The organism is Janthinobacterium pasteuri, assembly GCF_051380775.1.
Classification (GTDB): domain Bacteria; phylum Pseudomonadota; class Gammaproteobacteria; order Burkholderiales; family Burkholderiaceae_D; genus Janthinobacterium.
Window position 1 is genome coordinate 18,551 of record NZ_JBNYXS010000007.1, and the last position, 15,807, is coordinate 34,357.

The 15,807-nt window shown below is 55.3% G+C and carries 14 protein-coding genes; 6 read left to right on the forward strand and 8 right to left on the reverse strand.

The annotated features are described in order from the left end of the window. The first annotated feature begins 201 nt into the window (after window positions 1-201). Window positions 202-1,080 carry a helix-turn-helix transcriptional regulator gene (locus ACQ4WN_RS09235; RefSeq protein ID WP_436551259.1) on the forward strand — a complete coding sequence of 293 codons (879 nt, stop codon included), beginning with the start codon at window positions 202-204 and terminating at the stop codon, window positions 1,078-1,080. On the opposite strand, the gene ACQ4WN_RS09240 is transcribed toward ACQ4WN_RS09235, so the two are convergent. Together ACQ4WN_RS09240 and ACQ4WN_RS09245 are read right to left on the reverse strand one after the other, a co-directional pair. Further along, window positions 1,077-1,310: a hypothetical protein gene (locus ACQ4WN_RS09240; RefSeq protein ID WP_436551260.1), complete on the reverse strand. Its 234-nt coding sequence runs from the start codon at window positions 1,308-1,310 to the stop codon at window positions 1,077-1,079. The genes ACQ4WN_RS09235 and ACQ4WN_RS09240 overlap by 4 nt on opposite strands. A gap of 94 nt (window positions 1,311-1,404) precedes the next feature. Next, a complete protein-coding gene (locus ACQ4WN_RS09245) occupies window positions 1,405-1,833 on the reverse strand; it encodes a helix-turn-helix domain-containing protein (RefSeq protein WP_436551261.1) in 429 nt (142 codons plus the stop codon). Between the two features lie 388 nt (window positions 1,834-2,221). Between ACQ4WN_RS09245 and ACQ4WN_RS09250 the strand changes: the two genes are divergently transcribed. The 4 genes from ACQ4WN_RS09250 to ACQ4WN_RS09265 all read left to right on the forward strand — a co-directional run bounded on the left by ACQ4WN_RS09250 (window position 2,222) and on the right by ACQ4WN_RS09265 (window position 5,746). Continuing rightward, window positions 2,222-3,508: a hypothetical protein gene (locus ACQ4WN_RS09250; RefSeq protein ID WP_436551262.1), complete on the forward strand. Its 1,287-nt coding sequence runs from the start codon at window positions 2,222-2,224 to the stop codon at window positions 3,506-3,508. A gap of 109 nt (window positions 3,509-3,617) precedes the next feature. After that, the gene (locus ACQ4WN_RS09255; protein ID WP_436551263.1) at window positions 3,618-4,430 is read left to right on the forward strand and encodes a hypothetical protein; all 813 of its coding nucleotides are present in this window, start codon (window positions 3,618-3,620) and stop codon (window positions 4,428-4,430) included. 297 nt (window positions 4,431-4,727) lie between these two features. Further along, entirely contained in the window at window positions 4,728-5,207 is a 480-nt protein-coding gene (locus ACQ4WN_RS09260; protein ID WP_436551264.1) for a hypothetical protein, read from the forward strand. Between the two features lie 284 nt (window positions 5,208-5,491). Beyond that, window positions 5,492-5,746 (forward strand): hypothetical protein, encoded by a 255-nt coding sequence (locus ACQ4WN_RS09265; protein ID WP_436551265.1) that lies wholly within the window; start codon window positions 5,492-5,494, stop codon window positions 5,744-5,746. Window positions 5,747-5,779: 33 nt separating this feature from the next. Here ACQ4WN_RS09265 and ACQ4WN_RS09270 read toward each other — a convergent pair whose 3' ends face one another. From ACQ4WN_RS09270 to ACQ4WN_RS09290, 5 genes are all read right to left on the reverse strand, one after another. Next, entirely contained in the window at window positions 5,780-6,550 is a 771-nt protein-coding gene (locus ACQ4WN_RS09270) for a hypothetical protein (protein WP_436551266.1), read from the reverse strand. A 122-nt stretch (window positions 6,551-6,672) separates the two neighbouring features. Further along, a complete protein-coding gene (gene mobF / locus ACQ4WN_RS09275) occupies window positions 6,673-9,789 on the reverse strand; it encodes a MobF family relaxase (RefSeq protein WP_436551267.1) in 3,117 nt (1,038 codons plus the stop codon). A 118-nt stretch (window positions 9,790-9,907) separates the two neighbouring features. Continuing rightward, a complete protein-coding gene (locus tag ACQ4WN_RS09280; RefSeq protein ID WP_436551268.1) occupies window positions 9,908-10,987 on the reverse strand; it encodes a site-specific integrase in 1,080 nt (359 codons plus the stop codon). A 649-nt stretch (window positions 10,988-11,636) separates the two neighbouring features. After that, window positions 11,637-12,752, reverse strand: coding sequence for a DUF4062 domain-containing protein (locus tag ACQ4WN_RS09285; RefSeq protein ID WP_436551269.1), 1,116 nt, complete (start codon window positions 12,750-12,752; stop codon window positions 11,637-11,639). A gap of 534 nt (window positions 12,753-13,286) precedes the next feature. Next, on the reverse strand, window positions 13,287-14,330 hold the full coding sequence (locus ACQ4WN_RS09290; RefSeq protein ID WP_436551270.1) for a hypothetical protein: 1,044 nt from the start codon (window positions 14,328-14,330) through the stop codon (window positions 13,287-13,289). Window positions 14,331-14,568: 238 nt separating this feature from the next. Between ACQ4WN_RS09290 and ACQ4WN_RS09295 the strand changes: the two genes are divergently transcribed. Beyond that, window positions 14,569-15,078: a hypothetical protein gene (locus tag ACQ4WN_RS09295; RefSeq protein ID WP_436551271.1), complete on the forward strand. Its 510-nt coding sequence runs from the start codon at window positions 14,569-14,571 to the stop codon at window positions 15,076-15,078. Window positions 15,079-15,150: 72 nt separating this feature from the next. Here the strand turns inward: ACQ4WN_RS09295 and ACQ4WN_RS09300 are convergent, their stop codons facing one another. Next, window positions 15,151-15,786 (reverse strand): LexA family protein, encoded by a 636-nt coding sequence (locus tag ACQ4WN_RS09300; protein ID WP_436551272.1) that lies wholly within the window; start codon window positions 15,784-15,786, stop codon window positions 15,151-15,153. Window positions 15,787-15,807: the final 21 nt, after the last annotated feature.

The following is a 15,807-nucleotide window of genomic DNA, read 5'->3' on the forward strand; positions in this document are numbered from 1 at the left end:
CCCCGCATGTTCCGCCTTCCCAGATCTCGTAAATCCAGAATGGACTTAATTGGTCGTGTATCATCTAATTGAGGTGCCATTATATTAGCCAGTCTTTCTGGCAATCGATGCATCGAATAGCTTTGAAGTTCTTCTGCAAGGGCTGCTGAGCGCCATGCCGTTGTTTGGGAAAATATAGATAGCGCAAGCTAGAAAGCAAAGATGGAACATTCTCTCGCCTACCATGCCGTTGTGAATGCCATGGAGGGCAAGGCAGGCTGGACGCCGATGTCGCGGTTCGCCTCGGCCGTCTCGCATGCCATCAGCGGCCATTTGCCGTATCAGCGGTATCACGCCGCCGGCATGGAAAGAACGGTCCAAGGCTCGGGAGCCGGCGTCATTGAGCGCATGGTCAACGATTTTCTTGCCACCGACATCAATCCCAACTATTTGCTTCTCTCGTCATTTCAGCGCGAGGCCGACGTTTTGATCGCGTTCAACGCCTACAACCAGTCCGCGGCGCTCGGGGTGCAAACCAATGTTGGCGCCAAGGGATATGCCCGTATCTTGGGCAATCGCTCGCGCGGCGGCTCTTCGAGCTCGCTGGGCGTCGGCGCCTCCGATCCCGATGGCTGCCGCCATGGCACGCTTGCGATCGTCGAGGCCATGCTGTCCACGACGCGGCGCAACGCCGCGGCGCCGGGCGGCGCCGAGAAACGCAGCTTGACGACGGTCGCAAAGCTTCTCGGCGTCGAATCCTCGGTGGCGGGCGAGGCCGCGCTCGTCTTTGAAAGCGAAGGGAGCCTTCCCATCGCGCGCGTGGCCAGCAGTCTTGGCTGCCACCAGCGAACCTTGGAGCGCCGGCTGCGCGAGTCCGGGCTCACCGCCGAGCTGCTGCGCCAGGCCTCTCGATTGATCCGCGCGTCGCGCCGCCTCTCTTCCCCTGACAGCCTCACGACGATTGCATTTGCCGAGGGGTTTTCCGATCTCGCCCACATGACGCGGGCGTTTCAATCGGCCTCGGGAATGCCGCCAAGCCTTATCCGCAAGCTCATGCGCCTTGGCGCCGATCCGTTGGCGGCTCCACCAGCCATCATTTAGGTCTGCAATCCGGCATTCAATTGCCGGGCTGGGCGCGCCGCATTGTATGGCGGCGCGCTTGGATTGCCTTGATCGTATTGATCGATAGCATCCCTTTCCCAATGCCCAGCCCTTGCCGCAATGCCCAGTTCTTGCCGCATTGCCCATCCTGCCGCCTCTAATTTATGAAAGAAATCCTTTTGGATGGCGATATCGCTTGGATATTGCCAAGTCTTGGGCCGTTGTCGCATGGATTCAATCTTTTTCAGGCCCGCTGCGTTATTTTTCTACTTGTTGCAAGGCAATGAAATTGCCTTGGCGGCAGGGACAGATGGCGAAAGATTTTCAAAATAATTTTGCATTTTTCTTTGGCCGCTGCGTTGAGGGAATGTGGGAGGAGGAATTGGTTGAAGGGATGGCGCCGTGCGCCTTGTTCCGCAGATGGCTGGCGATGGCGCGCGCTTGATTGACGACGAATGCCCGGTCCTCTGGGGATAGGTCGGTGAGATGAGCCTCCATGGCAGCGGCTTGGTCGGATTTGCGATCGCTCGCCGTCAGCAGCAGTTCGTCCATCCGGCAATCGAAAAGCTCCGCGAGCTCAGATAGGCGCGGAATTGACGGCAGGACGATGCCCCGCTCAAGGCGTGAGATGGCCTCGTTGCCAACTCCCAAGCGCTCCGCGACGTCCTCTTGGGTGAGTCCGACTCGGACTCGATGGCTCGCAATGGCGGCTCCCACTGTTTGGGAAATTTTTTTGAGTCGTTGAGATTCCATGGGGCATCCTTGTGATGGGTCAACCCGAATGGTGGCTACTAGGCTTATTTGTTTGAAGGACTTAAAAGGTTGAATGGCAACTAAAATGGTTTATTATTCGTTCACAGCATATTTTTCTCTAGTGCAATGTTTCGGAGCGCTTAGTTTGGCGAGGCGCCATAGGCCAAGGCAGGGGTGGCATATGCATGGCGGGAGGAGGAATGCATCACTATTGGAGGCCGCTGCCCGGTTGCCGTGAATGGCAAGCGGCGGGAACAAGGCGGCTAGGCGAATGAGCATAACAAGGCGGCGCGCTTTGACGGCAGTGTTGGCGGCGCTCTCTGTTTGCAAGGACGCAGGCGGCGAGAGCTGCCCGCAAATAACAAGCAACAAATTGAAAGGTGTAAGAATGTCCAATTCTCCGAAAAGCTTGCTCGCTAGAATCATATATTTCGCGATCAAAGTTTTGTGTTCGGTGGTAGCGGTAGTGACCACGCCCAAACCTGCGGTGTTAGCTGCGGTGTTTGTTTTCTGGATTTGGCAATTGGTCGCACACTACCGGCGCGGCCTCGTCGCCCTCAAAGCGGCATTGAAGCGGGGTGAAAGTGTGAATCCCAGAGCGGTGTGGTTCAGTAAATTCAAACACAAATTCGTGCTCTCAATCATGGCGTCGGTGGTCTACCCGATGCTTGGGATTCCCGCGGTGATTATTTTCTGGATCGTGGATTTGGCATTCCTCAACCGGCAAAAAGCTGCGGTTCGCGCCGCCGCGCCGCCCACCTACGCAGACAAGGCCGGCATCGCCAGTGGCGACGTGAACGGAGCGGAGTGGGGCTATTCCTGTTCTCGGTTCGATTTGATGATCAATTTCGAGCGCGACGAGGCAAGGTTGGTATCCCATGTCGACAATGTCGGTGTAACTATCCTGGGTATTAAAGCTGACATTTCGACGCGTTTTGATCGCACTTTCCGGCTGTCAGATTTGGCCTGTGCCGTCGAAGAAAATAGCACTAGCATTTACTTTTTTGCATTCTCTCAAGAGGTTGTGGTTGGAACACCTATCAGCGTGAAATGGCGAGGCGACGAGCTTGTCAGAGAAGGCTCTGCCCGTCTTGAACGAAAATGGCATTCCACGCCTGACTTTGGCGCATCCTTCTACGAGATCGGCCCGATGCTGGCGAGCGACTTCAATCGTTACTGGATGCCGATTCAAAAAAGAATATTTTCAATGGGACACGCGAGAGCGGATGCCTATGTCACCGAGCATCAGGATAGCTTGGCTGCGGTGAGGCTTAGCGCACGCGCTGCATGGAAGGCTGAACGCGAAATCAGCATGGCGCGCGTGAGCGAGCTTAAAGAGCTTGCAGGTCTTGGCGAGGCATTTTTAGAAAATGCCCTGTATGACAACGGCTCGCTAGCATGGACCATTGCTGCCGACAAGAGTGGCCGCGCTGTCGTTGAGTTGAATGGCGACGTGTGGATCGGGTCACTCAAAGACGCTTGCGCGACGGCGAGCTTGGATGAAATTCCCGCAAAAACCGACGGCGACGCGCCCACCTTTGCGCTGGGAATAGTCGTCAAGGATGACGAGTTTGAGCGCTCGCAGCTCCGCAAGCGCCGCTTCCAGCTGATGGCAGGCTATCCGAAGGCACAAATTACAACCTGGGTCGATCGAATTGAGATTCTTGCTAGATAGCAAGGCGCTGGACTAGGGCGCTGGCAAGGCGCACGCCTCGCCCAACGATCGTTGCCGCTGCTGCGGCCACAGCATTCATCTGTTTTATTTAACTGTATAGGAAATACCGATGCGTAAAATTTTATCCGCGCCTTTGATTGCGCTCGTCCCATTTGTGCTGTCCGCGTGCGCCAACCCCGAAATGCAGGGCGGCTCGAATGTCCAGCTTCAGCAGGCCATCAACACGGTGGGCGCCATGCTTAATGGGACTGTGCCGACTTCGGCAACTGCCACTAACCCAACTAGCCGGCCAGCAGCCCCCACTATCGCTGCCGGTGAAGGCACTCCCAAGGTAATCAGTGGGTCAAGAATTATCATTGACGGTCCTCGCCCGAAAGATCCTCGCTGGGTAGGGAAGTCGATCGAGAGCACTCCGCTTTACAAGCTGTTTGAGCGCTACCCGTTGGAGAGCTATGGGAATTACTGGCCACGCGTGAGTATCCATGTTGATGACTATTCTGAAACACTAGCGTCAAGCGAGCATTCCAGCACCAGATATTCGCAATTAGCGAAGGAGGCGCGTCCATTGGAGTGCATCAAATTCACTGCGATGATATGGACCTCTGAGAAGAAATCGCAGAAAGTTGAGGGTGTTGTGATTTGCAGCGTGGATATCAAGCCAGATGACAGATATTTGTCCATTGGCACCATGCGCGCTTATCGCGGACTTATGTCTCCATCAATGTATTCTTCCCAGCAGCTCCGGACAGCAGGGCCACGAATTCCGGCGCAACTTTTGCCGCGGTCAACAGGGGAAGACGCTACATTTTATTCCAATGGGGATTACCTTTTTTCATCCCTATTTGTCAAAATGGGATACCAGGGAGCCATTGATGGAGATGCGCGGCTCTGGTTTGTTAATCTCACAAATGCCAAGTTCTGATTAAAACGAAAGAGCAGAAATGCGTTGCCACGCAGCGCATTTCGAAGGCGTTCCATGATTTATGATCTCTGGTCGGACCAAGGCTTGATGGCTAAAACGCGATGCGTATCAGGCGTTTGGAGATTTTCTCTAAACTATTTGAAGCAAAATGCCAGCGTGGCACAGCACGCTGAACTTTCCTGTCCTAGCCATGTCGTGGGAACATTGACAGTCCGAATTATCAGCATTTATTCGGTAAAGCCATAAATATCGTAATGAGCCACCGTTGCTCACTAATCTACTAACCAAGAGGTGCACATGTCAGAACTAGCCCGCTCCACCTACGTTCATGAATCCAGCCGCACAGCCAACCAAGAAGCTGGTTTTGCACGGGCGGCGGCGACGCGAGCAAACATTGCCGCCAACAAAGCGAAGAGCGAAGCAATTAATGCCGCAAACAGAGCACAGGCGGCCCGGAGTTCAGACCGGTCGGCCTTGGCGGAGATGAAAATTCGCCTAGAAAAAAGCGAGGCTCAGCTAGCTCAAATGGAAGCACAAATCGCGGAGAAATCGAGACTGATAGCAGAGAGAGACAGCATCACTCAGGATTGGATACATTCCAGTGATACTTTTAAAGTGCTTGCAAGGAAATATGGGCGGAAGCTAGGAATGACTGATGAAGAGCGATTGGCGGATTACCGAGAGGAAGTCTTAATCCAAGCCGAGGAAAACCCTAAATTTCAAGACACTGAGCTGTGTAAAGCGGTCAAGCGAAAGATGTGCCTAATCGGATCTTAAAAAGCTTAATTCACGCCATGTTCAACTTTAAATAGCAGGAAAAAAAGCGGGGCATATTAGATACGTTGCCATGGCGCCTGAGATCATCACATAGATGCTTGAGAGCGAATCTTTAGAGTAGAAAGTAACGATGGGAAAATGAGCTGCCGAGTGAATTCGGAAACTCATTTTTTATACACCTGACGCACCGTTGGTATATGCTTTTGCTATGAGCTCTGAGATGGACCTCCCAGCACTCTCTAAGTCACATGTCGCCTTTGAGCTGGGGCAATGAAAGGGATTGCATGATTGATGATTTGACCGGAGAACGACTGACAATTCAAAATGGCCATTTGATCCTTGCAGCTGCTCAGCGCCCGCGCGTAGATGCTATTTTGAAGGAGCATCGTTGTCCTGCGGTCTGGTCCGCGGGCATATCCGCGGTGGAGCGCTATGTGGACACCTCGCCAGACGATATGCGCAATGTGGCTGTTTGGTCGGTGGCATTTGACGAGAGCATAGACATTGACACGCTTCAGGCCGCGCTTGACGCTGAATAACAGGATTTGAGAGTGTCCAGCACGCCGCTGGTGCTATTGGCCATGCCAAGCGAGCTGCTCGCCGAGCCCAGTTGCATTGTTTCTCCGGAAGGTGGCGATATGCCATCCGCCCTGAGCACTTTTTTTGCAAACAAGAGTCATGGGATCGAACGGGGCCTGCGCTATGCCAGTGGCTAGCGCGCATTGCGGGTCCATATTTTCCAGACCCATTCGCATCTCAGCGCCGTCGTCTACAGCGCATCCATCCACGTGCAAGGCCTCAACACTTAGCTCCAAGGCGATCTTGCCTAGGGCGCTGCCATCCGCCCTGGTGGCAATCCAGCAGGCTTGCAGCAACGCCAAGCTATACACTTCTAGGCCACCTTCCGCCATGGGCGAGTCGAGCCACGCGAGAAGTGATGGGGTCTCATATGACAGGATATCTTCTTTCGTTGGCGCAGCCAGGGCAGGCTGCATGCCAGGATTGCTGTTGGCGCTTTCTTTTACCATTACTAAGTGATGAATCTGCCCTATGGATTGTTCCAGCCTGTCGATGCGGCCGCAAAGCAAGGAGCGCAGATCGTCAATGTCGCCGGCAGTGTCGAACTCCGTTGCCTTCAATGATCCGCGCGCGCCGTCCTGCGCCTCGTCAAGGTATGCGGCCAGCGCTTTGAGCGGGGAGTCCTCGATTCCCCTTGAGCGGGCAATTTCAAGAAGCCGCGCCTTTCGTTTGGGATTGAGTTGAAGATAGACGCCTCGGCTTTCCCATAGGTTGGGCTTGCTAGGCTGCTCGGATGCTTCCATAGGCATTTTCATATCGTTCATATGCTCCGCATGGTTTGTCACATTTCTCTCGTTCAACGCATCACCCCGTCATTTACACCAGTCATAGCAGTGCTCCTAGCAGTCATTTCGGTCATTTCGCACTTCCCCCACAAGTAAAATCTCTATCGACTCAGCCCTAAGTCGTGCTCGCCGAGCAGGGTAGCCGGTGGCCTTTTATATGGAACTTGCCCATGGACCGAGCCCCGAGAGCCAGTGTTGGAGTGCACAGCTAAACCTATGGGTGAAGAGGGCAGCCAGGTGGACAATGGAGAGAAGCGGATAGAGCATGGGGCTGGGGAGATGGCGCCGACATTGGCCATGATATTGGGACTGGCGATGCCGTTGGCAGTGGGGCCGAAAGGCCGAGAGCCCGAACGCATTCGCCGGATTGCCCTCGAAATGAGATTTCGGAACGATGTTGCCCAGCTTGGGGAAGATGCGCTCGCTGGCGCCTTTGGCGACTCATAATCGAGCGTGGTCCCCTTAGCGCGGCTGCGCCTCATGCCAAAGGCCAGGACATCCATCGCCTTGCTTCGTTCGCTTGGCGCTCCGTCCTGCTGTTGATGGGATTCGGGATCTCCAGCTCCCAAGGCGCCAAGGTTTGCGTAAATGGTGGTGGCGAAGCGGGAGCGGCTGGCAGCAACATAGCTCCATTCGCGATCCGCCATGCGTGGATTCACCAGGATATAGGCCGATTCGAATGTGCGCCCTTGGCTCTTGTGATTCGTCAGACAAAAGGCATGGTCAAAGCGCCCAAACGACGCGGGTATGCGAACAATCTTTTCCTGGCGCTCGTTTGGCTCGTCGAGCTCCACCACGAGCATGACGCCGGCCGCGGCGCGCTCAATTGCCGCAATGCTGGCCGCCACGCCATTTGAGATGCCCAGTGACCTGTCATTTTTTGTAAAGACGATGCGATCACCAGGCGCGAAGCGCCTGATGTCGGTAGTGTCGTCGCGGTGGATGATCTCGGCCTCAATTCCATCCGCATCGCGAACGATGCCTCTTTCGACAAGAGCGGCCCGCGCCTTGGCATTGAGCTCCGCGACCTCGGCGCGCGTGCCGGCGATGATCGCCTTCTGCGGCAATGCGGCCTTGTCCTGGTCCCACGCCTCGACCAACTGGGCAACGGTGGCGGAGTGCCCCGAGACCAGCTTGAGCCGTCCGCGCTCGTCAAGCATCTCCAAGCCGGCGCGTGCCTCGCCCATGGCGAAGAGCTCCACGGCCTTGCGCATCCATTCGAAATCGTAGCGGTCCCTCCATTTTTCAAAGGCCCGCGCCAGCTTGGCGTCGCCCGAGCAAATCGATTCGAGCGCCTGCAGCCGCGCCTCCTCCGGCGCCTCGCGTAAGGTTTGCACTTGAATCTTCGACAGGTTCCCGCGAGCTTCCAGCCACGCGAGCAGGGGAGAGAAGTCGGTCCGCTGTCGCTGGATGTTGGAAATCTCGGCCTTGCCGTGGCGGATTGTTAGCGCCTGAAAGATCCCGCCCGCGTCGATGGGTTGAAGCTGTTTGGCGTCGCCGACCGAAACCAGCTTCGCCCCCGCCTTGATGGCCTCGGCCTGCAGGAGGCCAAATTCTCGGGAGCCGACCATGCCGGCTTCGTCGAGTATCAATATGCTTTTGGAGTCGAGTTTCATTCTGCCCTTCTGAAGCGACAGGAGCAGGCTGGCGATCGTGCGCGAAGGGATGTCCGCCTCACGCGCCAAGTTCAAGCTCGCCGCGGCCGACTGGCAGCAGCCAGAAACGTTGAACCCTGCGGCCGCATATGCCACGCCCAAGGCTTTCAAGAGCGTCGTCTTGCCCGTGCCCGCCCAGCCTTCCACGAAGGCATGCCTGCCGGTGTCGCAGGCGATGTGCAGGGCGGCGGCGCGCTGTTGGTCCAGGGAGACGCCGACTCCCAGCTTGGCTTTGAGCTCCTGTTCCAGGCGTTCGAACTCATCGCCAACGACGGAGCGGGCGACCTGATGCGCTCGATCCAGGGAGAGCCGCTCCACCGAGGCGCTGATCGAGGCCTCAAGATCCAAGGTGGCCTTCGAAGTGAAGATCTCGGTAAGGTGCTCGGTGCGGCCAAGTTGAACGACATTGGAGTGAGCCAGGAACTTTTCAAGCTCTGCCAGGCATTCCTCCGCGTTCCAGCGGCCCATGGCCTTTTCGCAGATGAGGGCGAGGGCATCTTGGGCGGTCGCGCACGACCGGCTCTCCAAAAGTTCGGCCAGCGCTTCGTCGCGATCGATTTCAAAAGGTGCTTCAATGTCTGGATGCACAGTCTTGTCGCGGCCGGTCCGCATCGAGGCGACGGCTTCTGGCGTCAAGCCCAGCTTTGCGGCCATTTCCTTGAAGCTTTCAAGTAGAACCGGCAGCGAGGGCTCGGCCTTGGCGGAGCGGGTGTTGAGGGCGGCAATTTCCCGCGCGACAGCGCCATCCGCTTCAAGCATGCCGCATTCGCGCACATATTCTGCAATTTGCTTGGAGCGCGTCGACAGGGCGTCCCGTTGTGCCTGGTCGATTCCGCGAATTGTAAAGTAGGGGCCTGCTGGCTCCACTTCGAAGCCAAGGCCCCGCAGCCGGCTCGCGAGCTCGACGCGAAAGAGAATGCCGGTGGCAATCTTCGCCTCAAACTGGGCGCGGTGTTCCAGAGCGCTCCATTCCTTGCTATTTTTGCGCTTGGCCAAGTTGAAGAAGAAGCCGTGGATGTGCAATTGAGGCTCGCCTGCGCGGCTGCTGAAATGCGTATAGCAGGCTGAGATCGTGGCGCCCGCCTGCTGCTTTACTCTGCCGCCTTGGCCATGCCTGGTGATCGAGTTGTTCTCAACATAGGCCAGAGCACTTTTTGCCGAGTCCTGCAGGCAAGTGATGAGCGCGTCCCGCGTTTCTTTGTCTGCGCCGGCAAAGATCGCCGAGACATCTTTGACAGCGGAGAAGGTCATGTCGAGCCCCATGACATGATTGTCGCCGGCACCTTTGACCAAGGCCTCGCCTGATAGAGGATGAAATCCCTTCGCCAAGCGCTCTACATGCTCGCGCTCGGCATGGTCAGAAAGCCCGAGCAGCGCGGCGCCGCCACCAGTCCAGAATGGCGGAGGCCCCAAGTCCCCATCAGGTCCCCGAGCATAGTCGTCAAAGTCTCCTCGCTGGCGCGTCGTGTCCATAGGGCCGCCAAGATAATGCAAGTATCCCTTGGAACTGTGGCCTTTTTTAGCTTGGTTCGATGCGGAATTTATTTTCGTGATTGAAAGCAAATGACACCTCCTTATTGAATAGCAAGCTGGCTCGCTTTTGGCGCTTTGCTTTTCAAATTTCTTTGCCCAGAAAGGGGCGAAAACAAGGGGTGGCTGGGAAGCCACCCCAAGCCGAGCGTTAGTCCATCCGTTCGGCCAGCTCATCGCCCCTAAGATTTGCGTATCGGACCAGCATGGATACGTCGCTATGGCCGACAATCGCCATGATTTCAAAGACCGACAACTTGCGCTTGTAGAGCACCATCCGACTGATCGCCTCGTGGCGAAGATCATGGAATCTAAAATCAATCAGTCCGGCCCTAGTCACAAATTTATGGAATCCTGAGGAAACACTGAGCGGAAGGCCTAAGAGATAGAAGACCCGGGAGTTGCCAGCGACTGCCTCTTGCTGAAGATTCTGCATGAAGGCTATGGCCTTGAAAGAAAGCGGCACTGCGCGAACCTTTCTTCCCTTGGTTTTTATCGCGGGAATCGTCCATAACCTTCTATCAAGGTCAAACTCATCCCATTCGGCCAAGACAAGTTCCTGCAAGCGAGCGCCAGTCTCAAGCGCCATTTGCATGAGATGGAACCATTGATTCCGAGATGGCGCCTTGCATGCTTTGAGGACCGCCTCCAAGCGTAGCTGCTCTGGTTCGGAAAGGCGTCGCGTGCGCCTATTTTCCCAATGTTTCGGGAAGTGTTTTTTGGAGAAGTTGAGCTGCTGGGCCGGAAGGTTGAGGGTCTCCGCTCGCCACCTGCAGGCCATCGACATAATTTGCAGATGAACCGCGATGGTTGAATAGCTGAATGTAGTGCCAATTCTGGTTTTTTTTGTCAGCATGCGTGCGATGTAATTTTTATTCCACAAGGGCGTCACGTCCTTGAGCGTGATATTGCCAATCACGCGCAAAATCGTCGGCGCTGTTTTTTTATGTCGCGGAATAGATTCATCGCTTTCGCAAAAAGCTTGGACAATGTCTCGCAGGCGCTCATCCATCAGGCCGGCGAGCGTAGCTTGTTTTTTGTCGAGGCGCTTCATTTTTTTCGATCGTTCCTCCGCAAGCTTTTTAAGCTTTGCCTCGATAATCTTCGAAAAATCTTCGGCATCGCATCTTTGCTCAAAGGTTTTCACAACTGAGGTTTGCCCCTTGACTCGAATGGTTGCCTGCCAAGTGCTCGGCTTGTTCTTGCGTGGTCGTTCAACGATGGTAGCCATATTTTTCTCCTGGGTTTGGTTTGAAGGTGCACCGCATACTTCCGATGAATGGGCTTTTCTGCCGGCCGCATGTCGGATCTATAAACGGGGTTTTAGCAGCGCTAATGCCGCGCTACATCCACACACAACAAATCCCGTAAACGAGACGGCAGCGCAAGGCCTTGCGGGTTATGATTTCGGGCGCGTCTACACAAAAAACCTACCTCGCGGAGCACCAAAAACTCTCTCAAACCACTCTAAATACAGTCGTGTAACGACATAAAATTATCTTTTGAGCCACAAAACATTGCGTAATGTGAGTTTTTTGGAGCATATGAAGCAGATGAATTAAATCGGTGCAGCGCAGTGCAGCGGAGAAGTATCCGATGAGCGGTAATTTTGTCGCGTATAGGGCTTGATTTAAAGGCGGTGTTCGAGGGATGCCGCAGTTTAGAATTCTGCTCGGTCAACGTCGAAGTAGGCGGAAATGCAAATATTTACTTTTGGATGTGAACTGAAAACGTTCTGCGCCGGACGACGAACCATGCGAGAAGCATGGTTCGCGAAGAAATCCAGTTTGAGATGAAAGCCCATCAGCTTAATGGCGCGCTGCGTTAAGGATGGTTATAGCCGTATAGAGGTTCGAGAAAACGCTCCCACGGCCAGATGATCACGCCTTCATCTGTCGACGCAACGGCACCATGAGATCCTCGGCGAGCTCGGCAGCTTGGAAGAGCAATGCAGCCCGCGGCCGATCGGTGGACGAGGTCGGCGCCTGTTTCCCGCTGGCCATGCGCATTGTTCCGGAATTCGGACTGGCGTCCTGCTCCGCTCGCGTTCGCCAGCTCATATAGTCACTCGCCTCGATCGATGCTGCCAATGCGACGTGCGTAATGCGCTGGGTCGGGTCGATTTTATCTAAAAGCCATGCTCCGAATGCCAAGGCTGCGCTGAGTTCTCGCAATACGTCCTCTTCGATGACGGCAAAGGCGCCGAATCCGCTGCGATTGTCGAGCTCTGTTCGATCTAGGCAGAGGCGGAGTAAAATCGAGCCGTTTTCTTCAAGTTGGATTTTAGCGCCGCGCTCCTGCTCCAACACGAGAGCAGCGCCTTCGATGCCACAGTCAACCCCCTTCGACCTGACAAACAGTTTTGGCTCGATAAAAAGAGCCTGTTGGTGGAGCGCTTCGGCCAAAACGGGAGCCTCCAACTCGGCTGGCCGCAGAATTTGTTGGATAGGGCCACCAACGATGCTGACCAAGAGGGTCGGGGAGGCATGACTGTTTTGCCGTGCCTTGGGCAGCAAGCTTAGAGCCGCAGCCGACAGCGCAGCCTTGTCGAGAGGCCCTGCCGTGTTCGCAAGCTGGTAGTCGTGGAGGGCGCGCGTAACAAGGTCCCGGAGTTCGTCGGCAGTTTTAAAGCCTGCGCGAAAATGTCCAGCCTGCCAAGCACCCACCTCGGAGATAAACTTCGCCTGCTGATCGTCTCGCTCAACACCCTCTTGCACAAACATCAAGATAGGTTTGCTTCCCCGAGCTTCGAGATACTCTTCATGAGTAGGAGAGACTCCTGACGAGCCTTGGATATGTCCGTAACGGGAGCCAAGTATGAGGACTACCAAGTCCGCTGACCGCAATCCCTGCATACACGCGATTTGGGGCGAAGTGGCCTGCGCGCCGAAGTCTTCCGCAACTACGGGTTCGTGGCGCAGGGCGACAATCGCTGACTGCGCTGCCGCTCGGAACTGCTCGAATCCACCGATTAGTGAACTGATGAAAATTTTCATGCAAAGTCTCCAATGTTTGGCCATCAATCTATATTGTAATCGCTCTCACGGTGGGGATTTTCACGTTTCGATCTTCGGCTTGCGCAAATAACTCTTAGGCCAAGCCGACAGCGAAAGTCATCTATTCTCACAAAGGATAAGGGCCGATTACGACGAGCACGGCATTTCCGCAGATGGCACGGATTGGAATTCCAATAAGTCCGCGGCGGGAGTGCCGCGGAAGCTTCGAGGTTGGCGCAGGGAGTTGGCGCGGCTTGCCCAAAGGCAAAGTCGCGGTCAACGGTCTTCTATTCTATATCTATTAATAATCTATAGATGTAGGCCCAGCGTCCGGTTTAAACCCGAGGAACTTCCTACTGAAACCCGAGCATCTTTCCTATTAAACCCGAGTTATTTTGGTGAACTTCCCATTTGCACCCGAGCAATTTCCTGATTAAACCCGAGCTGGCGAGCATTTCGGAAATTCATCTGCTCCGTTAAACCCGTCAGCCCGTTTTTTTGATGAACAGATCATCCCAAGTCAGGTCGGGACGCTCACAGCGCGACCCTGCGAGTCGTCGGATACGACAGGTCGTTTGGTTCGTCGGAGGATTCATACCAAGACGGGGCAGAGTAGGATGGCTGCTCTGGCCCGTGTGTGATGACAACAGTCCAAGAGTCGCTGGACTTCCCGTTTCTGATAATTTCGAAGTCTGCGACAAGCAAGGTTGCAGAGTTTCTCAACTCTGTCAGAGCGGTAAGTATCATCGCTGGAAACGTCCGTTGCTGTCCCTCGAATCCGCACAGTTCTCGTATATAGCCGATCGTGAGCCCAGGGAAGCTTTTGTGGGTGGATAGAAAATCATGGAGCCACTGAGCGAGCGAGTAAGCTAGCCCATTGCGGCGGCCACAATTAACTTTGAATTGATAGTCTAGGCTCAAGGCCGCGGCCATCCATGGCATGTCCATCTCAACAAAATACTTCTTTTCTTGGCGATAGGCGGCCGCGATCAGCTTCCCTGTGTGGGCATGGCCGTCGTGAAGCGTCACTTCTATGGTCGCGCGCGACAATCGCTCGACGCTTTGCCAGATCCGCCGCAAGGCGCCGCCGCAGTGGTCCGACGACCCCATCAGCGTTGCAATTGCCGCCAGCTCTATGCGGATAGGAACATTATGGGCAGGCGCTCGCTTGACGATGTTCATGACTGCATGCCAGACGTGTTTATCCCTCATATACAGCCGTTCGCCACAGAGCGTTAACGCGTATTTTCCCTGTGCCTTTACGGGGCCATCGTGGGGTATGCCTAGCACGGTCCGGCCCGAGCTAAATAGGGCGCTTCTTGCCATAAATGCGGGGCATCGATCAGGGTCAAAGAAGCTCGGCAGGCGCAAAGGGTAATTTTTAGCCGCCGGCAGAGCTATTTTCTCAGTTTCCCGCATGTTCTTAACCGGGACAGACTGAGTTGCAATATAAGTGGCTGCACTGCGTGGCCGAGCCGGCTGCGGAAGATCCCAGTCATCTTCTGGCGCCGGAGCCTCTATTGCTACGCCTTCTTGTCCATAGTTTGTCATCATCTTTTCCTCTCGTGGTGATTTCATGTGATCGGCTTCCCGGAATGGAAAGCGATTAGGCCGGATGCTTGGCGCCTGCGATGACAGGCGAGCGCCGTCAAGCCCTGACAGGTTTGCTGGGCTGTGTCGGAATATTCCTTTCAATGTATTGGAGCGGCCGAGCGGCGCGGTCCTGCCGTCTGTCGGCGGGGCGGCTGAAGTTCCTAACCGTGGACAGTGCTAAGGCTGGGCCAGTCGGCCACGGCCATTCACCAACGGAGAAAAGATGAACAGCTTTTATGGAAAACAATGCAATTGCGTAGGGGAATGTCGCTGCTCGAAGGATGAAGACGCTGGCACTCTCTCTCTTGCGGCCACGGCGCAAGCAGAGCGCATGCGCGTGAAACTCATGCTCGTCAGGGACTTTCAGGTGCAGTCGGCATTCATCAATGTCACCAAGCTGGCTAGCATTCTCGGCATTTCTCCCTCGACCATTTGGCGGCAAATGCGGAACAGACAGTTTTTCATTCCCTATCAAATCTTCAATTGCACCCCGATGGTCTGCATAGATGACTTGGTGGAGTGGTATTGCTCACGCGACTGCCTGTCTGCGTTGGAGGCCGCAGAACTCGAAGAGCGCGAAAAAGACGAGAAAGAACAAACCAGTCTTGCCCGCAAGATGACGGACGAGGCAGTATCCCGGGCGCGAGCCGCAACGATCGTTGAAGACGCCATGGCTGCCTTGGGATTGGCCGGCAACGGCAAACGCGGGACTGGCTTTCGGCCGGGACGCTGACTCGTCAGGTGGGTAGTGGACTAGGGCGCAAGAGCAATGCTCTCGTGCCCTAGTCCACTTATGTTTTGATGTTCAATGAATGCTGCTGGGAGGAGTGATCACGATGCCCAAGATGCGCATGTGCGATTTGTCGATGATCGAAATGGCCTCAAATGCCGGGTTTGCTGCGGTCAAGATATGAGCGCCGCCTATGATTCTTAGTGTTCTAATAATCCTGCCAATGCCTATTATGTCCGCGCACACGATGTCGCCATCCTTTGGCTCGGCATTGAGCTCGACGTCGACCATGTCGCCGTCCTTGATTCCAAGGTCGCGCATCGAGTCGCCATTAATGCGCACTTGTTTTTTTGCATGGGTAATTGCCGAGGCGATGCGCGCGACATACTTCTCCTCAGCGGTCATGCCAGCGATCATCGTCGATGGGATCTGAATCGCGGAGGGCATTTGAGTCGGGGAAGGCTCGTCATCGCGGTTTTTTCTGGCGCTGAGCCACTGCTCATAGGGCTCCAACGGCGCTTCCTCGGATGTTTCCTTGTGGGGCAAGGTGTCGTCGCTCGTCATTGACGCAATGTCATCGGCGGAGAATTCGCCACTAGCAATGATGAACGCCTCGAGTGGCGAGAGCCCGGCGCTTGCGGGCTTGGCCTTGATGGGGTTTGAGCGGGGCGCGGGCTTCCCCGCACCATTTTTCTTAGTGTTTCGAATCATCGGAGAGAGCCTCTTCGTTTC